This is a genomic window from Chitinophaga ginsengisoli (genome assembly GCF_003014595.1).
GTDB classification, from domain to species: Bacteria; Bacteroidota; Bacteroidia; order Chitinophagales; family Chitinophagaceae; genus Chitinophaga; species Chitinophaga ginsengisoli.
In genome coordinates this window covers 1-24,146 of record NZ_PYGK01000012.1, presented here as the reverse complement: position 1 = coordinate 24,146, position 24,146 = coordinate 1, and the positions used below count along the sequence as shown (strand labels likewise).

Genomic DNA, 24,146 nt, shown 5'->3' with positions numbered 1-24,146 from the left:
AAGCACCTAGCTTTGCTTGTAAATACTACAGGTAACCAAAAAAGAAAGAACATGAAGAAAATAATGTTATCCATGCTGGTGCTGCTATTGTGTTATTACACCAGCTTCTCACAGTCTGCCGGCAACGAACTACAAAACGCAGTCATCAGACTGGATAAGGCCTCCAGCGTGGCAGATTATGAGGCGCTGGAAAGGGAATTCTCCGGGATTGCTGCCCGGAAGGCAGATTGGCTGCCTTACTATTATGCCGCCTACTGTAACGCAAAGATCGGGTTCCTTTACCGGGATAGTGGAGAGCGCATTGAACCTTACAGTAAGCGAGGTGAAGAACAGGCGTTGAAAGCCAGATCGCTGCTGGATACTGTTACTCAGCAAAGGGAGCTTTCGGAATTGTATACGGTGATAAGCATGGTGTATCGTACCCGTATATTCATCAGTCCTATGAGATATGGGAGAAAGTTTGGAATGTTATCAGGACAGTATCTGCAGAAAGCAAAAGAACTGAATCCGCAAAACCCAAGAGCAATGTATGTAGAGGCATTGATAAAGTACTACACACCCGGGATGTGGGGCGGAGATAAAAACCTGGCTAAACAACTGGCCAGTGAGAGTCTTGCAAAGCTACAGCACGTTACTGCAGGTACTGCACCTCACTGGGGGAAGGCGGAGAATCTGGAACTATTAAGTCATTACAAATAAAACTGTAAACATATGGGAGTCGCATTTTTTATCATCATACGGATACTGTTTGTTACCTGTATGGTGTTCATTATCGGGTATATTTTCGGAGGATTTTCGAAGAAGCCGTTACTGACAAGTTTGAGTAAGGTAGCTGCTATATTGGTGATCGTGTTGTTCATTGCAGCGAATATGCTGGCCATGCGTGTTGCCTTCCGGGATGGACGGGGATGTTTCAGAGACCGTGAGCATCAGGAGCAGATAGAAAGATATGGAAGGTAGTTGCCAAAGGGACTGGTGTATGCAGCCGGGCGATATATTGTCCGGCTGCTCTTTTTGTGCTATATATTATTCCATATCTGTGAAATCTTTTTCCCGATTCGAGTATCCTTTTTCAAACCTTAATGTCAACTTTGCGGGGCAAAAAATAGCAAGGGACAATTTCAAAGGAATGCAAACAACCATGTAGCGTAGGGAATATTGTCATGTTGTGCAATCTAATAGCTTCATAAACTATACTTTATGTTAAAAAGGTTACTGTTTTTTATTTTAGTGCTATCTGCCGGTTTCGGGCATGTCATTGCTCAAAGTAACACTGGTGTTGTTGCCGGTCGTATTACTTCTGTAGCAAATGAGCCGATTGAAAGGGTGTCTGTCTCCCTGGTAGAACTGCATAAGAATACACTTACAGATACGAAGGGAGATTTTGAGATGGGCAATATCATTCCTGGTCATTATACCGTCCGCATCCAGATGCTGGGGCTGAAGGAGCAGGATATTGCTGTGGATGTAAAGGCCAATGAAACAGTGACTGTCAATTTCAGGTTAACAGAGGAGAATATCCTTTCCCTGCAGGAGGTGACCATATCCGGAACTGTGAACAGGTTCTCTCAGAAAGAGAGTGTACATATTGCCCGTCTGCCATTAAAAAACCTGGAGAATCCACAGGTATATACCACTGTTCCTAAAGAGCTGTTCAAGGAGCAGATGGCGGTGGACCTGGGAAGTATTTCCAAGAATGTACCGGGAGCAGGTATTCCCATGCTGGCGAACCAGGGGCGTGTTACCTTCCGTTCCCGTGGTTTCGAAACAGAACCTAATGCCAGAAATGGGGTAGCCGGCGCAGCTTTTTCATCGATCGACCCGGTGAACCTGGAGCGTATCGAGGTGATCAAGGGTCCATCTACCACTTTGTTCGGTACCAGTATTTCAAGTAGCTATGGTGGATTATATAACCGTGTTACCAAGAAACCTTATAATGCTTTTGGAGGAGAAGTGTCTTACTCCGGGGGCAGTTGGAATTTCAATCGCCTTACGGTGGATCTGAACACCCCGGTGAATGCGGATAAAACAGCCTTATTCCGTTTAAATGCAGCTACCACTTTTGAGAAGAGTTTCCAGGACGTAGGCTTTACGAATAACATCAGTCTTGCACCCAGTTTCTCCTATCAGATCACAGACAGGCTCTCCTTGCTCCTGGATGTGGAATTCGGCCAGGCAAAAGGTACCTCTGTAGTACGCTTCAATCCTTATACCGGCAGCAATAAGACCCAGTCTATTGTAGATATGAAGTTCCCCTATAAGAAGACGTTCCTGAGTAATGATCTGGCATACCAGACCCAGATGTTGAATATCTTCGCTCAGATGAACTATAAAATCTCTGATAAATGGACTTCCCAGACCATCGTTTCAAGAGCGCGTTCATCTATCAATGGTTATATCACCGCACTGAACGGACGTTCAGATACTACGCTTCGTGCGCAGGTGATTGCAGGGTATACTAATTTTATTGCAACGGATATACAGCAGAATTTTATCGGGGACTTTAAAATAGGCGATTTCCGCAACCGTATGGTAGTGGGATTGGATTATTATAATAATTACAATGATTTCGACAGGGTGACGGTGAATAACACGCCCACCATCAATTTTATTAATCCGCCCGCCAGTTACCGCATCAGCCGTTTTAAGATAGACTCTCTTACCACTGGAGGAACGCTGCGTAAGGAAACCAATGGAGATGATACTTATGCCGCCTATGCATCTGATGTATTCAATATCACAGACCGTTTATTGGTAATGGCAAGCCTGCGGGTAGATCACTATAAGTATAAAGGTGTTTATAACATTACAACAGGACAGACCTCCGGCGGTCTGGGTGCTGGCGGCGTACAGGCAGGACCTTATTCACAGACCGCCTTATCACATAAGTCAGGGTTGGTGTATGAAGTAGTGAAAGACCGTGTTTCATTATTTGGTAATTACATGAGCGGCTTTTTCAATAAAAGTGGTAGTGCGGCAGATGGTACGCCATTTAAACCGGAGCATGCCGAACAGCTTGAATTTGGTGTGAAGGGAGATGTATGGGATCACAAGCTGGTGGGTACTATTAGTTATTATGATATCCAGGTGTCCAATGTTTTACGCCTGGACCCGAACGATATCAATTATTCCATTCAGGATGGCACGCAGCTGAGCAAAGGAGTGGAAGTGGATATCACTGCCAATCCCTTACCGGGACTGAATATCGTTGCAGGCTTTGCTTACAACGACAGTAAGTATACAAAGGCTGATTCTACCGTACAGGGACTGCGACCGGCATTATCCGGACCGGATAAGATGTTCAATTTCTGGATCAGTTACCGTATTCCGACCGGGAAGATGAAGGGCCTGGGGCTGGGTGCTGGTGGCAATACTGGTAGTTCCTCTTATCAGACCAATACGAAGACGGCAAAAGTGATCATACCATCATATGCGATGTTTGATGCGAGTGTCTTCTATGATCAGCCTAAGTTCAGGGTTAGTTTTAAGGTAGATAACCTGACCAGTGAGCAGGCCTGGTCAGTAAGGCTGACACCGCAGGCGCCTGCACGTTTTATGGGTAGTGTGGCATTGAAGTTTTAAGGTATTTATACCATAGAAGCGGCCGTTTCAGGGAAACTGAAACGGCCGCGTTGTATATGTTCTTTTCCCCCCCTTTATTTCTTATTTTAGTAGAAAATATTGCTATGCGTTGCCCCAAATTCCAAAATCTTGCCATGACTGGTATATTGACCGTCATGGTATTATGCGCCAGTAGCTGTTATTCCTATCGCGTTGCTACTCATGCGCTTCCTTCCACCGGTGTTACTCCCATGAATAAGATCAGGACTTACAGCCTGTTCTGGGGATTACTTAATAAACCGCAGATCATTCATACGCCCATATGCGATTCGCTGGGCGTAAACGGTATGGCGGAAGTCCGTATAAAGAACAACTTTGGAAATGCCCTCTTAACGGTCTGCACACTTGGGATCTATTGCCCGCTATCGCTGGAATGGAAGTGTGCTACACCATGTCAGCCTCAGACAAATCCGCTGTAATTTGTAAGCTTTCTTTTACCCCAACACTGATCCACTATGAAAATTATTAAAAACGGCGCCTTTAACTGGCAAAACGAGCATAGTACGTTCTCCCAGCCCATAAAAGATCTCTATGATCTTGCCAATGAGACAACTGGTAATGGACTGGATATCTATAACGATACCACCAAGGGCATACAGCAGATCATCAAAGATGCAATACAGACCAATACCCCGTTGCGGGCATTGGGCGGCAGCTGGTCGTTTAGCCCGATAGCAGCCACTAATGGTATCATTCTTAATACAAAGCCACTGAACATCCGTTTTACGGTATCGGCAGAAAGTGTGTCTCCAAAATATACCCGTGACCCCAAATATCTATGTATGGCACAGTGTGGCAACAGGGTATGGGAGCTGAGTAAACACCTGCACGACCGTGGGCAGTCCCTTTCTGCCAGCGGCGCCAGTAACGGACAAACCATTGCGGGCGCCATTGCCACAGGCACTCATGGTGCCGCGCTGGACTTTGGTGCCATACAGGAAAGCGTAGTGGCGTTGCACATCATTACGGGTCCGGATAGCCATATCTGGCTGGAGCGCTCGTCTTACCCTGTTATGGCAGATACCTTCCCGGACAAACTGGGTGCTACCTTATTACGTGATGATGAGGTATTTAATGCTGCGCTGGTAGGTATCGGTGCCATGGGCTTCATACATGGTGCGTTGATAGAGGCGGAAGATGATTTTCTGCTGGAATCTTACCAGCGCCGTGTGCCCTATGACGATGCATTGATCCGGCAGATGAAAACACTGGACTTCAGCAATCCCATGCTGCCTTATCCGGGTGTGAGGCCCTTTCATATGCAGGTCCTGATCAATCCGTACGACATGAAAAACGGGGCCTACATGACCGCCATGTATAAACGTCCGTACCGCAGTGATTATACGCCGCCAACAGCCAATGCGGCGGGAATAGGCCCGGGAGATGATGCGCCCTGCTTCATAGGAAAACTGGCAGGGGTAATACCCGGACTGGTGCCGGTGATGGTGAATAAGGTACTGGCAGGAAGCCTCAACCTGCATGAGAAACAGTTCGGCAGGCTGAGTGAGATCTTTAACAATACCACTTTACATGGCAAACTGGCCAGCGCCGCTATCGGGTTACCGTTGCCGGCTGTAGAGCAGGTAGTGAATGTACTGATGGAGATGAATGAATCGGCAGGTCCATTTGTAGGACTATTTGCTTTCCGCTTTGTAAAATCGTCTCCTGCTACGATGGCGTTCACCCGCTTTGCACCGGTTACCTGTGTGCTGGAATTGGATGCCGTCCTCTCTCCGGAGACACAGGGTTTCTATGATGCGGTATGGAATAAACTGGAACAGCTGAACATTCCTTATACGTTCCACTGGGGTAAAATGAGCACCATTGGCCCCGACCGGCTTCGCAGGATGTATGGTAACAGCCTTGATAAGTTCCTCTTAGCCAGGTCGAGGATCATTGAACCCGCTGTAGCAAAGATTTTCAGCAATAATATCATGAAGCAATGGGGGATAGATCAGCTGGCCTGATCTGTATCATTGTTCCTGATTGTCAATATGATAAAGCAATATCCCTGCCGTAGTCAAAGTTGCACAAAACGACTTGCATTGTGCAACTTTGACTACATATCCTACCTTTTCCCCTGCCTTTACATGACATCTGCATTTAAATTTTTATTATTAAATAGTCATATATGCAATCCCATTGCAGATAAGTCCGTATCTTGGAATTTTACCGTGAATTGTTGATACCTTTGCGCCGGTTTAACAAACGAGAACTAAAATTGTATTTAGTAAACAGCTACCGGGCTACTTATATTAGCAATTTCTTTAAAAACAGCGAATGGACTCAAATATTGAACAACCGGAGAAACCAGTTATCTCAAAGGGTATTGATGGCTTTTTCAAAGACATTTACAACATTTTCTTATTCCTGATCAGGATTTTTAAGGAAGCCTTTAAACGCCCCATAGAAGCGCGCGAAATAATCCGTCAGTGTTATCAGGTGGGATATAAATCCCTCGCCCTGATCACGATGACGGGATTTATAACCGGTCTTGTATTCACCAAACAGTCCAGGCCTTCACTCTCAGAATTTGGGGCTACTTCCTGGTTGCCTTCCCTGATAGCGATCGCTGTGATCAGAGCGCTGGCACCGCTGGTAACGGCTCTGATCTGCGCCGGTAAGGTAGGATCAGGTATAGGTGCTGAGCTGGCATCCATGCGGGTAACTGAACAGATAGACGCCATGGAAGTGTCTGCGATCAATCCATTTAAGTTCCTGGTAGTAACGAGGGTAATGGCCACCACCATATCTATTCCCATCCTGGTAGCCTATACGGGCCTTGTGGGCCTCCTGGGCTCTTTCCTGGATATTCATCTGAATGAACAGACCTCTTTCACCAGCTTCTTTCAGGAAGCCTGGAAGAATATTTACTTCCTCGACTTTATTACCACAGGCGTTAAAGCGGTGGTATTTGGTTTTACAATTGGTGTTGTAAGCTGTTATCAGGGGTATAATGCTACCCAGGGTACACAGGGAGTGGGTAAGGCTGCTAACATCTCTGTGGTGGTATCTATGTTCCTGATCTTCCTTGAAGAGGTATTTATTGTTCAAATAGCCAACTCTATCCGTTAGAATATGAAGTCATTTACGCCGGAAATAAATATGAATGAGAAGGTGATTGACATCCATGACCTGTATAAGTCATTTGGAAGCAATCATGTGCTGCGTGGTATTGACATTGACGTGCACAAAGGGGAGAATGTGGTAGTACTGGGACGTTCAGGTACCGGAAAATCAGTATTGATCAAGATCATCGCCGGTTTACTGCAACCTGACGCTGGTACGGTGAATGTGCTGGGCCAGGAGGTAGACAAACTGGATAGTGTGGCCTTGCGGGAGTTGCGTCTTAAAGTAGGATTCTGCTTCCAGCATGGTGCGCTGTATGACAGTATGACCGTTGGAGAGAACCTGGCTTTTCCTCTCAAGAGAAATACGCCGAATATCAAGCAGGAGCAGGTGAAAAGAATGGTGAGTGTGGTACTGGAAGCAGTTGGTCTGGCAAAGACCATTGACCAGATGCCTTCAGAACTGTCGGGCGGACAGCGTAAGCGTATCGGCATTGCCCGTACACTGATCCTGCGTCCGGATATTATGTTATATGACGAGCCTACTGCAGGATTGGACCCCATTACCTGCACTGAAATAAATAACCTGATCAATGAGGTGCAACGCCGCTTTCACACCAGTTCCATCATCATTACGCATGATCTTGCCTGTGCTAAACAGACGGGCGATAAGATCGTGGTAATGAAAGAAGGGAAGTTTGTAAAGCAGGGTAATTTTGAAGAGGTATTCAGCACACAGGATGACCTCATCAAGGAATTTTATGATTATAATTTTATACAGTAAGATATGAAAGAATCAAGCAACAGACGCTCCGTTATCGTAGGCCTTTTTATAGTTATAGGATTGCTGATCGTTATAGCAGGCGTACTTACACTTGGCGGACAAAAAAAGGCATTTGTAAAGGCGGTGCGTGTTACGGCCATCTTCAAGGACATCGGAGGTGTGCAGACAGGTAACAATGTATGGTACTCCGGCGTAAAAGTAGGGAACGTGAAGAGGATCACTTTCCTCGAACATGATAAGATAGAAGTAGCGCTGAATATAGAAGAAAGCTCAGCGAAATTCATACATAAGGACGTAGTAGCGAAAGTAGGTTCAGATGGTCTTGTTGGTAACAAGATCATTGCATTGTCTGGCGGTTCAGACAATATGCCTGGTATCCAGGATGGCGATCAGCTGAAAGTAGCTGTAAATATCAGTCCTGATGAAATTATGTCCACCCTGCAGGAAAACAACAAGAACTTATTGGGCATTACCGGTAATCTGAATGCCCTCAGCAAAAAGATCTTAAATGGTGAAGGTTCCATTGGCAAGCTGGTAAATGATGAAAGCTTGTATAGCAATATGTCCCTGGCTGTTGCTTCCCTGCAGAAGTCTGCCAACAATACCGAGCGCCTTACCCAGAATCTGGCTGCTTATGCTGCCAGCCTACGTAAGGAAGGTACACTTGCCAATGACCTGGTGACAGATACGACTATATTCAGAAACCTTCGTTCGGCGGTGACACAGATGAATGCTGTGGCTAACAATGCCAACGAGGTAGTAGCCAACCTGAAAAGTACTACCCAGGGACTGAACGAAAACCTGAACAGTGCCAATTCACCGGTAGGCGTATTGCTGAACGATAAGCAATCAGGTGAAGAACTAAAACAGATGCTGAAGAATCTGAACGTCAGCACTGGTAAATTGAACGAAGACCTGGAGGCAGCGCAACATAATTTCCTGCTGAGAGGATACTTCAAGAAAAAGGCCAAACGCGAAGAAAAGGCCAGACAGGACAGTATCAAGAACGCTCAGAAATAATTGGAATAACAAGCCGCGTGATCAATTACGCGGCTTGTTTGTTTATGGTCACTGATGTGATGCATAAGCCGCCGCAAACTCACCGGCAAACTCCTCCAGTCTGGTATTGCCATAAGCATCATTTGCATGACGACGGTAATCGTCGAACAGTTTTCCTTCTCTCAGTGCAACCCCGATCTCGATCATATACACTGTAGCCATCTCCTCACTCATCCCGCTTTGTATCATACCCTGGAGAAGGGCTTCGTCAGGAAAGGCTATCCATGATAATGCCGGTTGATCAATGGCCTTGCCCAGAATGCCTGCAATCTCTGCACCATTCTTCTCGTCGCCTGCCACATAACGGATACGCTTGCCACTAAACGAAAGTGTGTCCAATGCATCAGCAGCGGCATCTGCAATGTCCCGCGGGTGGGAGAGTACCATCTTCACATCGGCACCGAAATTATTGCCGATAATATGCTGGTGCATGATCATGGGAATGGCGCCATAGAAGTTAGTATAGAACATACCGGGACGCAGATGTAAAACATGTACATCAGGCAATGCATTCAGCAGTTGCTCAACATAATAGTTCGCTTTTGTAGGGCCGGGGCCATCCGGCAGGTGGGCGCCGATGGCGCTCAGGTTCACCACATACTTTACGCCGGCAGCAGCAATAGCGGCCGCATAATGATCGCCTACTGTTTTCATATAATTGATCACATCTGTGTAGTGAGGTGGGATCATGGTAAATACAGCATCTGCATCGGCAAATGCGCGCTGCAGAAACGTAGGGTCATTTACCTGGCCGATAGCCGGAATAGCCTGCAAGGCAGTAATAGCAGCGGCCCTTTCAGGGGTGTGACTGATGACGGTTACTTCGTGTCCTTTGGCGGTCAGTTGTTGGGTAAGCCTTTGTCCGATGTTACCCAGAGAGCCTGTAATAGTGATTTTCATGTCATTTATATTTTTCGTTTGACAAAAGTAGATTTGTACTTACTTTTGTACAAGTACTTACCCTATAGTATGTATAACTATGACAACGATCAAAGAAAACTCGACGATACAGGCCAATAAGCGATCCGCCTTTGAAGAATGCCCTGTAACATATGTTATGGAGAAGATTGGCGGCTATTGGAAGCCGATCATCCTGTTCCAGTTATTATCTGGTCCGAAGCGCTACAGCGACCTGAAAAAGGGCATTCCTGACATTACAGAGAAAGTATTGATCCAGCAGTTAAAACAGTTGGAAGCGGAAAACCTGCTCATCAGGGAAGCAAAACCCGTAGTACCCCCACACGTTACGTATAGTCTTACTAAAGCCGGAATGGGATTAAAGCAGGTATTATATGCCATGGCGGTATGGGCAGTGGAAGATAGTGTGGAGCATGGCGCTACTTTCCGCAGGAACCTGCAACACTTTCCGGGATCGGAAGAAGCGTAAAAATATGCCCTAAAGTTAATAATGACTTAATACAAACTTAACATTCCTCTTATATTTTAGCGCCCTGAAAAATAGTACCCGTCAGGGTATTAGTGTATTGTCAAGATTGTCAACATATTGAATCTATCATGCCGGCTAAAGGGTCTCGTGTTTCTCTAGTCTTAACATTGCCTTTACAATGGCGGTTTAATTTTGCTCGTAAATACCAGGTTAAATAAGATGCGATCGAATACCAAACATAGCGCTTTATCAGACCCTGAGATGTATTTTGACAGGTTATTCAAAGATACCTATCCTAATATTGTCGCATACCTGGAGAAAATCAGCAATAATAAAGAACTTGCCCAGGACCTTGCACAGGAAGCCTATCTGAAGGTCTGGCAGAAACTGGACCTGCTGCCCGAAGGGGAGGAGGAAAGGCTGCGTTATATATTGATCATATCGCGGAACTGTTTCCTGGACCATCTTAAACTGGTACTGAAAGAAAAGAAACAGCAGGACGCCTACGCCACTGTATTTATTGAAACCAGTGCTGTTGTGAATCATATGGAAGTCAAGGAACAGCAGCAGATTATCGACCATACCATTAATACCCAGGAAGAAGCCGCCCGACGTTTCTATCTGCTGAACAGGGAAGAAGGCCTTACCTATAAAGAGATCGCGCTGCTGGAAGGCGTCTCTGAAAAAACCGTGGAGCGCTACATTGGCAGAGTGCTCCGTACCCTCCGCACCCGCCTTGCCAGCTTCTTTTTTCTTTGGTAACAATTCCTTAACCTGATTAGCTGACGGTAACACGATTGTTTTGTGGTTCTTATAATAAACGCACAAAACAAAGTCAGCTAAATGGACCTACAGGACATCCGGAAAAGATTGGAAGATTTCAGATCAGGTAAATTGACCTCCGCTGAGAAAGAGGAGTTACAGCATGTATTGGCGACTCTCACTGAAGAGGAGCATGCGGCGTTATTTCCTGTAGAGGACTATTTACAGAAGGGTAAGTTCCAGCTGCCTGAAGAAGAAGTGAACGCAGCACTGAGCCGCTTAAAGCAGACGGTAAAACCTGCCGGTAAGGTAATGTGGCTGACTAACTGGAAAAAGATCAGCCGGTATGCTGCGATTCTTGTCCTGGTAGCAGGCAGCACTTTTCTCCTGAGAAAGACGACGGGTCTTTTTAACAGGAAGGCAGGGCAAGCTTTCCGTGTAATGAGGGTGCCAGATGGCAACCAGGGTACACTGATATTAAAAGACGGTACACGCATTACCATCAATGGTGGGAGTGAATTACGTTATCCTGAGAATTTTGAAGGGACAGAACGCCTGGTATACCTCAAAGAGGGGGAGGCTTATTTTGATGTAGCAAAAGATGTGGCGCATCCATTTATTGTCAAAACGCCACAGGTAAGAGTAAGGGTATTGGGTACCTCCTTTTCCATCAGAGATTACAGGGACGAAAGGCATGCATCCGTATCTGTTAACAGCGGTAAAATAGCCCTGGAAAACCTGCTGACAGTAACGCCCTGGCTCGAACTCACAGCAGGCAATGGCTCGGTAATAGATAAATATAAAGGGACAATTACAAAACAGGACATAGACACTACAACTACGACAGCCTGGATAAGGGGAGAGTTAGCTTTCCAGGATGCTGCTTTGCAGCAGGTATTGCAGGTACTGCAACACAAGTATGCAGTACGCTTCGATGTGAAGGATTCAACATTGCTGAAGCACAGGTATACGGCTACTTTCAGGAACAACAGTATCCAGAACATCATGCAGCAGCTGAAGCAGATGAGTAACATTGACTACACTATTACAGACAACCTAATATTAATACAATAAAAAAACTACCCTACCGTACGCGGGGTGTAAAAATTCGGTACCAAAGCTAAATTTTTTAATGCATGGACAAAAGTACAAATAGGCGGGGAGCCCCGCTAGGGAATTGCTGTCCGCAACTGAAAGGAATAATCAGATCTGCGGGGCTGTTAGTACTCTTATTTTTAGCAGCATTTGCGCCATCTGTCAACGCACAATCAAATGAACCTAAGCTGGACATTTCAATTGAAAACCAGCCACTCAAAAGCGTGTTCGTGTTTATTCAGAAGAACACCCCCTACCTCGTTAATCATAGCGAGGATGAAGTGAACACTAATGTGAAGGTGTCCGTAAATATGAAAGGCGCTACTGTTCCTGAAATATTGAGGACAGCGCTGCGCAATACCGAATATCAGTTTGTACGCAATGGGAACACTTTTGTAATCATGCGTAAACAACCGGATCTTGTTATTAGTGGTAAAGTGACAGATGAAAAAGGAGATCCATTGATCGGCGTGAACGTACGTCCGAAAAATGGTGGCAGGGGTACTGTTACCAACAATTACGGTCAGTACACGCTTGCAATACCTTCTCCGGGTACTACATTGGTATTCTCCTTTCTAGGTTATACCAACCGTGGTATTCCTGTGTCAGAAACACAGTCGCTGAATGTGCAGATGATCCCTGATGCCAAAGCCCTGAACGAAGTAGTGGTAACTACCGCGCTGGGTATTAAACGTGATGAGAAAGCGCTGGGTTATGCTGCGTCTGTAATAAAGAATGAGCAGCTGACAGACGCGATATCAGGCAACTGGACAGACGCGCTGTCTGGTAAGGTGGCTGGTCTGAACCTCGTAAGGTCCAATGCGGGTCCTACCGGTTCCAATAAGATCATTCTGCGCGGTGAGAGTAACCTGAGTGGTGATAACGAAGCGCTGATCGTGGTAGATGGTGTGGTGATCAACCAGAGCAGCGGTCGCCGTAGTGCCGTAACGGGAGAGTCTTCCTATGGTACCAGCAGTGATAACATGCCGGCCGACTACGGTAGCGGTCTGAATGATATCAACCCAGAAGATATTGAGTCTATTACTATATTAAAAGGCCCCGGTGCAGCTGCATTGTATGGTGGTCGTGGTGCGAACGGTGCTTTGATCATTACAACAAAGTCCGGTAGCCACAAAAGGAAAGGTTTTGGTGTTACCTTCAACTCGAATGCATCCAAAGAGACAGTCAACCGCTGGCCTTCCCTGCAGTATGAGTACGGACAAGGTCTGGATGGTGCTACCTATTACTCCTATGGTACTTCTCCTGATGGTAAGGCAAGTACCAGCGGTACAAGCTCCGCTTACGGTCCCCGTTTCGAAGGACAGATGTTCTACCAATACGATCCTGTAACGCAGGCGCAAGGAAAAGAAAAGACACCATGGGTGGCTTATCCTCACCAGATGGAGAAGTTCTTCAATAGCGGCAATACCGTTACCAATACCATCAGCCTGGATGGTGGTACTGATAAAACAACTGCCCGTTTTTCTTTTACCAATGTGTACAACGACTGGATCGTACCTAATACCGGTTACAAACGTAACACCGTATCCATGTCTGTTAACTCTAAAGTAAACGATAAACTGCAGATCGCATCCAAAGTAAACTATACCAACAAATGGAGTGATAACCTGCCGGGTTCAGGTTATGGTAACCAGTCATTGATGTACTGGTACATTTTCTGGCAGCCGAACGCAAACCTGGACTGGCTGAGAAACTATTGGGCAAATGGTCAGGAGAATAAAGTGATCAAATATCCTTTCAGCTCCTTCCCTGAAAACCCTTATGCGGTTTCTTATGAGTTCATTAACCGGACTAACCGTCATGGTATTACCGGTAACGTACAGGCTACTTATAATTTCACTAAAGAATTAAGTCTCCAGGTAAGAACTTCCGTAGACTTTGCCTATGAGCAGCGTTCACAGGAACGCCCTTATGATGCAGGTGCCAAACTGCCTAAAGGTAGCTACCGTACACAGAGCATCTTCGCAATGGAAGCCAGCAGCGACTTCCTGCTGAAATACCAGAAAAAGGTGTCAAAAGATTTCGAGTTCTCTATCACTGCAGGTGGCAGTAACCTGAAGAACAACTATAACAAGGATGAGGTACGTGCCGACTCCCTGACATATCCGGGCATTTATACGATGGCAAATGCTGCAGGTCCACTAGTAACCATTCCTGCAAAAAGCACTTATACTATTAATAGCTTCTACGGCTTGCTGGCAATGAGTTATAGGGAATACCTCTTCCTCGACCTCACAGGCCGTAATGACTGGACCAGTACGCTGGCTACTCCCAGCCGTACAACCAATGCCGGTTTCTTTTATCCATCAGCTAACCTGAGTTTTATTGCTTCAGAAGTATTCAAACTGCCTAAGGCGGTGAACTATGCCAAACTCAGACTGTCAGCAGCCGGAGTAGGTAGTGGTGGTACTACTGCTTACCAGACAGCTTACAGCTATGTATCAGCAGGCAGCCTCTATACCGGTGGCCTGGAAAATCCAAGTCTGCTGGCTAACCCGGATCTGCGGCCACTGAGAACAGTTTCTTACGAGGCTGGTGCCGCCGCCAAATTCTTTAATAATCGTGTAGGTTTTGATCTGGCCGTATACAGAGGTCTCAGTAAAGACCAACACCTGAGGCGTATCGTTGACCGTGCTTCCGGTTATACCACTATCCTGATCAATGCCGGTGAAGTAAGCAACAGAGGTATTGAGCTGGCCGTGAACGGTACGCCCGTTACCACCAAGAGTGGATTTAAATGGAACACCAACGTAGTGTTCTCTTCTAACCGTAACAGGATCGAAAAGCTGCTTGACAGCTCCCTGGTACTGCAGAATGGCCCGGTAGGCGGCGGTCAGCTGGTAGCGAAGGTAGGCGGCAGCATGGGTGACCTGTATGGAAGAGGTTATCAGCGTGCTCCTGACGGACAGGTGATCTATGACGGTGTCACCGGTGTGGCATTGATCACAGAAGGCGTGAAATACCTGGGTAACACCAATCCTAAATGGAAACTGGGCTTCAGCAATGACTTCTACTTCAAGCAATTTCATCTGAACCTCCTGTTCGATGCACAATATGGTGGTGTGGCGCATTCACTGACACACTATAAACTGGCAGAACAGGGTAAAACAACCAATACATTGCCTGGAAGATATAACGGTATCATTGGTAATGGTGTAGTAGGGAACGGCGACGGTAAATTCAGGAAGAACGACGTAATAGCGACTGACATCGACGAATATTACCGCTCTCATTATGGTGTTGACAATGCAGAAGGAAGCACCTTCCGTACTGACTTCGTTAAATTCAGAGAGGCACGCCTGGACTATACACTGAATCCTAAACTGGCTAAGCGCATCGGTTTCCAGCGTGCAACATTCGGTGTGTATGGTCGTAACCTGTTCATATGGACAGACTGGCCAATATTCGATCCTGAGTTTGGTACGCTGAATGGCTCTGATATCATGCAGGGCTTTGAAATAGGTCAGTTCCCATCCACCCGTACAATTGGATTCAACCTGGTACTTGTACTCTAATTTTTGAAAGCATGAAGAAGATTATATACACAATAACAAGTCTTGTATTGGTGAGTAGCATCATGCTCTCATCCTGTACGAAAAATTTCACTGAGATCAACACAGATCCGAATGGTACGCCTACGGCCCTGCCGCAGCAGCTGCTGGCGCCCGCACTGGTAGGTGCCCTGACAAATACCATGTTGCGTAACCGCAGCTTTAACAACGAGTTGATGCAGGTAACCGTAGATCCCAGTGATGCGGAAGGAAGGGTATTCAGATATGACTACCGTCCTGGTGTATCGGATGCGTTATATAACGGCCTGTATTCTGAATTGACCAACTTTAAGGACATCTATAAGGTAGCAAGCCAGGAGCTGAACTACAATAAGTCCTATATGGGTATTTCGCTGATCTGCCAGTCATGGATCTATTCTATACTGACCGATACCTATGGTGATATTCCATACTTTCAATCTAACCTGGCAAAGGACAGTGCTATCTACGAACCGAAGTTTGATACGCAGAAAGATATCTATGCGGATATCTTCAGTAGGCTGGATACTGCAAACGTACTATTATCGGCAGGTACAGGCATCCTGCCCTCCAGCGATCCTGTGTACGGTGGTAATGTGACTAACTGGCGCAAGTTTGGAAACTCGCTGTATCTGCGTCTGCTGATGAGAGTATCGGCTAAAGCTGAAATGGCAGAATTCTGCAAGGCCAAGATCAAACAGATCGTGGAAACCTTTCCTATCATGGCGAGCAATGATGAATCAGCGATCCTGAGATGGACAGGTGTGGGGCCATATTCTTCTCCATTATTAAGCGTAAGGGAACAGGACTTCAGACAACCGGGACTGGCCAGTTTCTTCATAGACCACCTATCAGACTGGAATGACCCTCGTATTGATATCCCGACCTATGGTGTTGGTGGTATTAACAGGTGGGGGATCGCTCCCTATTCCGGCAGCTACCAGGGTATACCAAGCGGTTATGCACCGGGAGAGAACCCGGTAAAGAAATGTTATTTCTATTCGAATACCTCCTCTTCTTCCCTGATGACAGAACCACTGACAGGTCTGATGATGAATTATGCTGAGCTGAAGTTCATCCTGGCGGAAGCGGCATTAAAGGGTTGGATAAGTGGTTCTGCGGAAACTTTTTATAATGATGGTGCGCTGGCAAGTATTACCCTCTGGCTGCCTTCATGGCCGAAGAAGATCACAGACTTCCTGACAGAGGCAGATATTCAGTGGATGGACAGCTTAACCTTTGATGAGAAGATGGAAAGGATCCATTTGCAGAAATACTATGCGCTGTTCCTGGTAGACCTGCAGCAGTGGTTTGAATACCGCCGTACCGGTCATCCGGTATTGCCTAAAGGTGCAGGTTTGAAGAACAATGGCGTCATGCCGGCGAGAATGGTGTATCCGGTATATGTACAATCTACCAATCCTACAAATTATAAAATAGCTGTTGCCGGCCAGGGACCTGATCAGATCTATACACAGGTTTGGTGGCAAAAACCATAATTGATATTAATTATGAAAAATACTGTCATGAAAAAGATCTTAATATACGCCTTCTTTTTATCGTCTCTGATCTCTTTATGGGGATGTAAAAAAGATACCTATCCTGGTGGGGAAATCAGCCCCTATATAGCCATCTATGATGTCAGGAACCTTTATAATGGACATGGCGATGTAACACTGAATATAGATAACATGCGCGGAGGCACCAGCATCGCAGCGATGGTCGTGTCAGACCATTCCGGTGGTAACCTGCCTGCAGGCCTGCTGATTGTACAGGATGCCCGCCGTTTATCGCTGCTCAGAGGTATTGCGATTCCTCTGGGAGCAGATGCAGCGAGCTATGTACCTGGCGATTCTGTTATCATTCATGTGGAAGGAGCGGTGCTGAAAAAAGTGGACGGTATCCTGCAGCTTACAGGTATCAAAAACAGTGATATTAAAAAAGTGTCTTCAGGAAATGCTGTTGTTGCAATGGAGGCCGCATCAAACGAAATGCTTGCGGATCCGGACGCTTATGAAAGTGTATTGTCGGTGATCGTAGAAGGAAGCTTTGATCCGCTGCCCGGTCCTGATGATGTATTGGCCGGCGATAAGGTACTGAATGACGGCAATGATAACATTATCCTGCATACAGCATCCGACGCTGCTTTTGCCCAGCAGAAAGCCATCGCTAACGCTAACTACATTGGTATTCTCTTTAATACAGGCGGAACGGCCCCACAGTTCAGGATACGTACAGCAGCAGATGTGGAGCCACTCAGCTCTACGATTGAAGTAGCGCCTGCGGTCATTACCGGTTTTATGAGTGATGTAAAGGGTGGGGATGGTAACTATGAATACGTGCAGATGATGGCGATAACTGATATCGATTTTGCGGCTACGCCTTTTGCAGTAGTTATTACTAATAATGCCAATGCATCAACGCCGACAGGTTATCCGACCAAAGGTTGGGCAACTGGTGAGATGCGTACCTACAAGTTTAGCCTGAGCAAGGGCAAGGCAGCCAGGGGAACCTTCTTCTATGTGGGAGGTTCCGGTAAAACGATCAATGGTTCCGGTTCTACCAGCATGAGCAACAGCAACTGGGTGCGGGCTTTTGATTATACCAAGAATGATGGTGACGGGTTCGGTTTGAAAACAGGTGGCTTACTGGCAAACAGTGGTAACGCATTCGGCATCGCGGTATTCAAAGATTCTACCGTTACAGTAGATTCAAAGCCTGTGGATGCGATCTTTATTGCCACAGGTGGTAGCTTATACTCTGGCGGAAAAGGGTACCGTATCGCTAAAAACGACTTCTATAAAGTAATCAACCCGCGTACGAAGGTATCGCAGCCGTTCTACAGACAAGGAACCAATACACGCAGCCTTAGTTATAATACCGCTGACATGGGCTATTTCAATATGTTGGGTGGCGTTTATAATCCAGGCCTGGGGAAATGGGTAAAAGGAAGAGTACAGAAGAATGTACTGCTGACCAAAACCTCCGCTATCACTGAGATTGAAGGAGAAGGATCTACCGTACTCAAAACAAACGAATAACAGTTTATAGTTTATGACGCTTAACAGACGAAAATTCTTAAAGAACTTAGGTGTTACCGGATCGCTGCTCACGCTGCCTTCGGCAATGCTGAACGCAAAGCCATTATTCAGACGCGGTAATATTGATCTTTCCAATATTACCCTGAAGGGAAAGGTACATAATAAAGGGAAAGGCATTCCGGGCGTACAGGTAACTGATGGTATCAACATCGTGCTGACAGACAAGAACGGACAGTATGAACTGCAGAGTAATGCAACGGCGGAATTTGTCTATATCAGTGTCCCCGCAGGATATGCTTTTCCGGAAGAAAAAGGGATCGCTACCTTTTTCAGGCCGATTACCAAAGACAGCAGCTCATTTAAAAATGATTTCAGCCTGGAGAAACTGGCGGTGGACGACCGTAAACATAGCTTTGTGGTATGGGCGGATCCCCAGATGAAATCAAAGAAGGATGTGGAGCTGTTAATGAGCGAATCTGTACCTGATCTGCAGGCAGTAGTGAAATCTTATCCTAAAGATGCGCTGATACATGGTATTGGCTGTGGCGATCTGGTATGGGACGAGTTCGAATTATTCGCTGACTATAAGCAGGCGGTTGCCCTCTCCGGTATTCCATTCTTCAATGTGATCGGTAACCATGATATGGATATCGAGGCGCGTGCGGATGAGGGCTCTTCGAATACATTCAAAAAACAGTTTGGTCCCACCTATTATTCCTATAACAGGGGAGAGATCCACTACATAGTGCTGGATGATGTGTTCTTTGTGGGCGCTGCTAAAAGTTATATTGGCTATATCACTGAAAATCAGCTGCAATGGCTGGAACAGGACCTGGCAATGGTAAAACCCGGCAGTACGATTGTGTTAAGCCTGCACATCCCGACATTTACAGGTGCACAGAGAAGGGCAGGAAAGCCGGAGGAAATCGGTGGAGGAACTGTAGCCAACAGGAAACAGCTTTATAAGATGTTGGCGCCTTATAAAGTGCACATTATGAGTGGGCATACGCACTTCAATGACAACTGGGAGGAAGGAAATATCATGGAGCACAACCACGGTACTGTTTGTGGCGCCTGGTGGACGGGCCCTATCTGCGGCGACGGTACGCCCGGTGGCTATGGTGTGTATGATGTGGATGGCTCTGATATCAAGTGGCACTATAAATCCACCGGTATGCCCAAAGAAAAGCAGCTCCGTGTCTATCCAAAAGGAAAAGTGCAGGAGTCGCCGGATGAGATTTCAGCCAACGTATGGAACTGGGATAATAAGTGGAAGGTGGAATGGTATGAAGACGGTGTGCTGAAAGGCCAGATGGAGCGCCGTGTGGCGTATGACCCCTGGGCGGTGGAACTGTATCTTGGTCCGCAGTTGCCAAAGAAACATAAGTTCGTAGAGCCTACGCTGACGGACCATATGTTCTTTGCTAAACCTTCTCCGGATGCGAAGAAGATCACTGTAAAGGCAACCGACAGATTTGGTAATGTATACGAGGAATCGTTGTAGACTCCAGTAAGGGCTATCTGAACTCATTCGGGGTCAGGAGAGAAGAAGGAGAGAACAAGCAGAGAAGAAGCAGAGAAGACGGAGAGAACAAGCACAGATATTAAATTTTAGTTACGGACAAGTCGTGAAAGCGGCTTGTCTTTTCTTTTTCCCAATATATTATTATATATAGCTATATTTGTCCCGGATTTCGTGCTGTCGAATGTGTGAGTTGTTCACTTTCGACATTTTTTATTTTAATGGGACGTTAATTGGACGTTGTTCGGTAAATTATAATTGGCATTTGATTACTCATTTAAGTAATGATTGCGTGATCCCTTTCTATCTGTGAACATGCAGCTTGCTGCAGCTGTAAACTTTGTTGTACCTATGAAACCACATCTCATCAGAGTGCTGTTAAGTATTAACATGGTGCTCTTTCCTTTCCTTGTATTCAGTCAGTTGCCCTACAGCCCTTGTAGCCCGATGGGAGGAAAAAAGGCGAATATATTAGGAGTGGAAACTAAATACAGAGCTCCCGGTGGAGGAGCCCCGACCTTTACTATTCCTGCAGGTACCAAATCAATTGTGGTATTTGTATCTTCTGAAACGGGGGATCTGTCAACGGGGATTGAGCCTGAAAGGGGGGACGAGGATTTTATCACGATCAATGCTATTATTGATATACCCTCATCCACATCTTCCGGTTTTCTGAACTATGCAAAGAACACGTTCACAAATGGTTCGGGTACGAACGTATATGGCTGGAGAGATGTTATCCTGGGCGGCCAAATCCCTGATGGCAGTAAGCTGGGAGATAAGACGCCGGATCTCAATAACGTAAATTTTTCTATTTCTGGTTCGACATTGAAGATTGCTGAGAATGCAACAGGTACCCATTCTTCCTATTATGTAGAATATCTTTCACCTGCTACGAATTCCTTTGATCCTTTACCTACGGAGATCCGGGCGCTTTTGCATGGTGCAACATCTCTTAACACCGATCTCGTGGTGCCCATACCAGCAGGAGCCAGTCTCATTACGCTTTCGTCAAAAGGCATTAACTCCAGTAACGCGGACCTTAACAGTACTAATGGTACAGAGGAAGGATATTCTAATCTGCATATCACGATCGATCTGGATGCAGGCTTAACAAATGGATTTGTTACCCTGGCAAACGGAGGTACGGTTGACAGGAGATCTACATATGTGGTCAGCAATCTTAGCAGCACCTCTACGAGTGATATGGTGAGCTCTGGTGCCATCATGGGAGATTATACAGCTAAGAATACCAGTGCTGGCGCTGTAGGATTGTATAATCCGCAGATCTATGTTTCCGGATCTAATCTCATTATCAAAAGAGATGCGGCCTATGCCCGGGATTTTGATGATGCATACACCATCGAATTTTATAAAAGGGTAGGGCAGGGAATGAGCGCCGAATTTATTGATAATGATATCAGATCTGTTCCCGCCAACTCATATCCTGCCGCAGGTGTGACCAGGACATTTAAAATACCTAGCGGTACGCACTTCATTTATTTCAATGAAACGGCGAATGCGATCAATCTGAGTGTAGAGAGCAATGAGAACTCGCTGGCTGCATATGGATATATAGACCTGTTGAACGAAACCGCCACCGGATATTATTACCAGATGGTGGGATCTAATTCAGGTACCGGAAGACGTGAGGACAACTATGCTTTTAAAGATGTGCCGCTGGACAGCACAAGTACGCATGATCATATTAATACCGTCGGGTTTAGGGCAAATGCACCGGTAGGCAGTTCTTATGATCTGAGGTTCACCCTGTCTAAAGACAAAAGCGAGCTGATTGTAACCAACCAGACGCGATTGGCCAATCAGACTTACCAGTTCCTGTTGTCGGCCGACTTCTTTGGTCAGCGTCCGGATCTGGCCTTTAATCCATCCAATATTACTTTTTCAAAGGGAGCCACCTGCAACCAGTTAAAAGTGACCGTGAACGTTTGTAATCCGGGTGCAGGTAATGCTACCGGTGGAATGCCGATTTCCTTTTACAACGGAGATCCAACGGTGAATCCGGCTGCAGTACTCATTCACATCGATACACTTGAACAACCGATAAAGTCGGGCGAATGTAAGAATTTCACTTTTGACTTAGACCTCAGTAGTATCAGTACTCCGACGCTGGACCTGACCATGATCCTTAACGATGAAGGTACTTTTGTACCGGGTAGTGTCGGACATGCGGTAGGTACGCCATTCGCCCTGTCGGCGCTGGATACCCGGAATCCTTATTACAGAGAGTGTTATTACGATAATAATATCTTTAAAAAGACAATTAATGTAAACAATTGTCCTGTTATAGATCCTGATCCGGATAAGAGTTCAGGTGCCACCGGTAAGTATACTTACCTGAACTCTTTTACAGCAGGCAGCGCTACACCTGCGAAGATCGCAGATGCTGACCTGACTATCATATCTCCTGACGCCAGCGATATTTATGGGGCTACTATTACACTGACTAATATACTGGACGCAGGGCAGGAAGGTATCTATCTGACAGGAACATTACCAGCAGGCATCACTATTTCCGGTGATGGTACAGGTGTAGTAACCCTGTCAGGACGGGCATCACAGGCTGATTATATCGCCGCCATAAAGATGCTCGGGTATAAAAACACGAATAGTACTCCTAATACTACTGACCGCATTATCACAACGACCCTCAACGATGGTACTGAAAGCGGGCAGGTTGCGACGACTACGATTAAGATACTGACCAATCCGGGTATTAATGTAACAGGTAATACCATTACAATCCCGGATAATAGTACTACTTCCAACACTGCTGACGGCACTGACTTTGGTCAGACCACCGGCGCTACCATCGCACACAGTTTCACTATTCAGAATAGTGGTACTGGTATCCTGACGTTGACAGGTACCCCGCTGGTAAGCATTAGCGGAGATCCCGGTTTTACGGTGACCGCGCAACCAGCTACCAGCTCACTGAATGGTGGCGCCAATACGACTTTTGAAATTACTTTCAATCCGGCATCTCACTCAGCAGGTATCTATAATGCTACTATCACTATTAAAAATAGCGATGCAGACGCTGATAAAGCTAATTATACATTTGTTGTTTCTGTCGGCACAAACCGACTGCCAACGGTGACTGATAATAGCGTATCGGGGGATGAGGATAATACACTGGCTTTCAAGAATACTGATTTCACCAGCCATTATACCGATGCAGATGCATCTCCGCTGGATAAGATAAAGATCGTTTCCCTGCCACTGCATGGTACACTGATGCTGAATGGCTCTGCAGTGACTGTCGGACAGGAAATAGCTGCTGCTGATCTGGGCAACATTACGTTTGTACCGGATGCAGACTGGAATGGCAGCACCGGTTTTGACTGGGTAGCGAGTGACGGCACAGGATATGCGGCTACACCGGCCACTATGACGATCAATATTAATCCGGTGAACGATGCGCCAGTATTGACGGTGCCAGCAGGTGCTACTGTTACAGAAGAAACGGCGACACCTATTCCGGGTATATCTGTTGCTGATATTGACGCAGGAACGGGTAACATCACTGTTACCATTAGTGTGCCATCAGGTGGTTTCAGCGCTACCTCCGGTGGTGGTGTAACCGTGAGTGGTACACCTGATGCATTGGTGTTGCAGGGTACATTAACAGCTATCAATGCATTTATTTCGGGCAATAATCTCAACTATACCTCAGTACATAACCCACCAGCTTCTGTTACAGCAACAGTAAATGTTTCTGATAATGGTAATACCGGTACAGGTGGAGCATTGCAGGATACGAAGACATTCCCGATACTGATCACAGCTGTAAATACTCCTCCGACCGGTACCGGCGATACCAAGGTTACTACCCGGGATGTGCCGGTAAATGGTTCGGTATCTGGTACCGATCCTGATGGAGATGCATTGACCTTTACAAAAGCTACTGATCCTGCTCATGGTTCCGTAGTGGTAAATACAGATGGTACTTATACCTATACGCCAGCCACGGGTTATGAGGGTACAGATAGTTTCACTATTACCATCAGCGACGGACAGGGCGGAACTACAACCGTTACTGTAAACATCACCGTAAATCCACCTCCAAACAATCCGCCAACTGGTACCGGTGATAGTAAGACTACTATCCAGGATACTCCGGTAAATGGTTCAGTGTCTGGTACAGATCCTGATGGAGACGCATTGACCTTCACGAAAGCTACTGATCCGGCTCATGGCTCAGTAGTGGTAAATGCGGATGGAACTTATACGTA

The 24,146-nt window shown here is 46.2% G+C and carries 17 protein-coding genes; 16 read left to right on the top strand and 1 reads right to left on the bottom strand.

Annotated features, from left to right (window positions below):
- The first annotated feature begins 51 nt into the window (after positions 1–51).
- The 8 genes from CLV42_RS23835 (at position 52) to CLV42_RS23800 (ending at position 8,493) form a co-directional block, all read left to right on the top strand.
- Complete coding sequence (locus tag CLV42_RS23835; RefSeq protein WP_106604439.1) at positions 52–699, top strand: hypothetical protein; 648 nt, start codon at positions 52–54, stop codon at positions 697–699.
- A gap of 12 nt (positions 700–711) precedes the next feature.
- A complete protein-coding gene (locus tag CLV42_RS23830) occupies positions 712–960 on the top strand; it encodes a hypothetical protein (RefSeq protein WP_106604438.1) in 249 nt (82 codons plus the stop codon).
- A 240-nt stretch (positions 961–1,200) separates the two neighbouring features.
- On the top strand, positions 1,201–3,582 hold the full coding sequence (locus CLV42_RS23825; protein WP_106604437.1) for a TonB-dependent receptor domain-containing protein: 2,382 nt from the start codon (positions 1,201–1,203) through the stop codon (positions 3,580–3,582).
- Positions 3,583–3,716: 134 nt separating this feature from the next.
- Positions 3,717–4,040, top strand: coding sequence for a Bor family protein (locus CLV42_RS23820; protein WP_146154466.1), 324 nt, complete (start codon positions 3,717–3,719; stop codon positions 4,038–4,040).
- A 36-nt stretch (positions 4,041–4,076) separates the two neighbouring features.
- Positions 4,077–5,588: an FAD-binding protein gene (locus CLV42_RS23815; RefSeq protein ID WP_106604436.1), complete on the top strand. Its 1,512-nt coding sequence runs from the start codon at positions 4,077–4,079 to the stop codon at positions 5,586–5,588.
- A 313-nt stretch (positions 5,589–5,901) separates the two neighbouring features.
- A complete protein-coding gene (locus CLV42_RS23810; RefSeq protein WP_106604435.1) occupies positions 5,902–6,696 on the top strand; it encodes an MlaE family ABC transporter permease in 795 nt (264 codons plus the stop codon).
- A gap of 3 nt (positions 6,697–6,699) precedes the next feature.
- Positions 6,700–7,473 carry an ABC transporter ATP-binding protein gene (locus CLV42_RS23805; protein ID WP_245901723.1) on the top strand — a complete coding sequence of 258 codons (774 nt, stop codon included), beginning with the start codon at positions 6,700–6,702 and terminating at the stop codon, positions 7,471–7,473.
- A 3-nt stretch (positions 7,474–7,476) separates the two neighbouring features.
- Positions 7,477–8,493, top strand: coding sequence for an MlaD family protein (locus CLV42_RS23800; protein ID WP_106604434.1), 1,017 nt, complete (start codon positions 7,477–7,479; stop codon positions 8,491–8,493).
- Positions 8,494–8,541: 48 nt separating this feature from the next.
- On the opposite strand, the gene CLV42_RS23795 is transcribed toward CLV42_RS23800, so the two are convergent.
- Positions 8,542–9,432: an NAD(P)H-binding protein gene (locus CLV42_RS23795; protein WP_106604433.1), complete on the bottom strand. Its 891-nt coding sequence runs from the start codon at positions 9,430–9,432 to the stop codon at positions 8,542–8,544.
- 79 nt (positions 9,433–9,511) lie between these two features.
- Between CLV42_RS23795 and CLV42_RS23790 the strand changes: the two genes are divergently transcribed.
- From CLV42_RS23790 to CLV42_RS23755, 8 genes are all read left to right on the top strand, one after another.
- Entirely contained in the window at positions 9,512–9,919 is a 408-nt protein-coding gene (locus tag CLV42_RS23790; RefSeq protein ID WP_106604432.1) for a winged helix-turn-helix transcriptional regulator, read from the top strand.
- Positions 9,920–10,138: 219 nt separating this feature from the next.
- A complete protein-coding gene (locus tag CLV42_RS23785; protein WP_106604431.1) occupies positions 10,139–10,681 on the top strand; it encodes an RNA polymerase sigma factor in 543 nt (180 codons plus the stop codon).
- Positions 10,682–10,762: 81 nt separating this feature from the next.
- Positions 10,763–11,755: a FecR family protein gene (locus tag CLV42_RS23780; RefSeq protein ID WP_106604430.1), complete on the top strand. Its 993-nt coding sequence runs from the start codon at positions 10,763–10,765 to the stop codon at positions 11,753–11,755.
- Between the two features lie 62 nt (positions 11,756–11,817).
- Complete coding sequence (locus CLV42_RS23775; protein WP_106604429.1) at positions 11,818–15,312, top strand: SusC/RagA family TonB-linked outer membrane protein; 3,495 nt, start codon at positions 11,818–11,820, stop codon at positions 15,310–15,312.
- A gap of 11 nt (positions 15,313–15,323) precedes the next feature.
- Complete coding sequence (locus tag CLV42_RS23770; protein ID WP_106604428.1) at positions 15,324–16,826, top strand: SusD/RagB family nutrient-binding outer membrane lipoprotein; 1,503 nt, start codon at positions 15,324–15,326, stop codon at positions 16,824–16,826.
- 27 nt (positions 16,827–16,853) lie between these two features.
- Positions 16,854–18,368 carry a DUF5689 domain-containing protein gene (locus CLV42_RS23765; protein ID WP_106604596.1) on the top strand — a complete coding sequence of 505 codons (1,515 nt, stop codon included), beginning with the start codon at positions 16,854–16,856 and terminating at the stop codon, positions 18,366–18,368.
- A 13-nt stretch (positions 18,369–18,381) separates the two neighbouring features.
- Positions 18,382–19,872: a calcineurin-like phosphoesterase C-terminal domain-containing protein gene (locus CLV42_RS23760; RefSeq protein ID WP_106604427.1), complete on the top strand. Its 1,491-nt coding sequence runs from the start codon at positions 18,382–18,384 to the stop codon at positions 19,870–19,872.
- A 369-nt stretch (positions 19,873–20,241) separates the two neighbouring features.
- Positions 20,242–24,146, top strand: a 3,905-nt coding sequence (locus tag CLV42_RS23755) for an Ig-like domain-containing protein (RefSeq protein ID WP_170117624.1), incomplete at its 3' end; no start/stop codon positions are given.

Bases quoted from the DNA above. Each gene is read 5' to 3' on its own strand.
- CLV42_RS23835 (WP_106604439.1), top strand. From the start codon at position 52: ATGAAGAAAATAATGTTATCCATGCTGGTGCTGCTATTGTGTTATTAC.
- CLV42_RS23805 (WP_245901723.1), top strand. From the start codon at position 6,700: ATGAAGTCATTTACGCCGGAAATAAATATGAATGAGAAGGTGATTGAC.
- CLV42_RS23820 (WP_146154466.1), top strand. From the start codon at position 3,717: ATGACTGGTATATTGACCGTCATGGTATTATGCGCCAGTAGCTGTTAT.
- CLV42_RS23760 (WP_106604427.1), top strand. From the start codon at position 18,382: ATGACGCTTAACAGACGAAAATTCTTAAAGAACTTAGGTGTTACCGGA.
- CLV42_RS23790 (WP_106604432.1), top strand. From the start codon at position 9,512: ATGACAACGATCAAAGAAAACTCGACGATACAGGCCAATAAGCGATCC.
- CLV42_RS23815 (WP_106604436.1), top strand. From the start codon at position 4,077: ATGAAAATTATTAAAAACGGCGCCTTTAACTGGCAAAACGAGCATAGT.
- CLV42_RS23785 (WP_106604431.1), top strand. From the start codon at position 10,139: ATGCGATCGAATACCAAACATAGCGCTTTATCAGACCCTGAGATGTAT.
- CLV42_RS23825 (WP_106604437.1), top strand. From the start codon at position 1,201: ATGTTAAAAAGGTTACTGTTTTTTATTTTAGTGCTATCTGCCGGTTTC.
- CLV42_RS23765 (WP_106604596.1), top strand. From the start codon at position 16,854: ATGAAAAAGATCTTAATATACGCCTTCTTTTTATCGTCTCTGATCTCT.
- CLV42_RS23795 (WP_106604433.1), bottom strand. From the start codon at position 9,432: ATGAAAATCACTATTACAGGCTCTCTGGGTAACATCGGACAAAGGCTT.
- CLV42_RS23770 (WP_106604428.1), top strand. From the start codon at position 15,324: ATGAAGAAGATTATATACACAATAACAAGTCTTGTATTGGTGAGTAGC.
- CLV42_RS23800 (WP_106604434.1), top strand. From the start codon at position 7,477: ATGAAAGAATCAAGCAACAGACGCTCCGTTATCGTAGGCCTTTTTATA.
- CLV42_RS23780 (WP_106604430.1), top strand. From the start codon at position 10,763: ATGGACCTACAGGACATCCGGAAAAGATTGGAAGATTTCAGATCAGGT.
- CLV42_RS23830 (WP_106604438.1), top strand. From the start codon at position 712: ATGGGAGTCGCATTTTTTATCATCATACGGATACTGTTTGTTACCTGT.
- CLV42_RS23810 (WP_106604435.1), top strand. From the start codon at position 5,902: ATGGACTCAAATATTGAACAACCGGAGAAACCAGTTATCTCAAAGGGT.
- CLV42_RS23775 (WP_106604429.1), top strand. From the start codon at position 11,818: ATGGACAAAAGTACAAATAGGCGGGGAGCCCCGCTAGGGAATTGCTGT.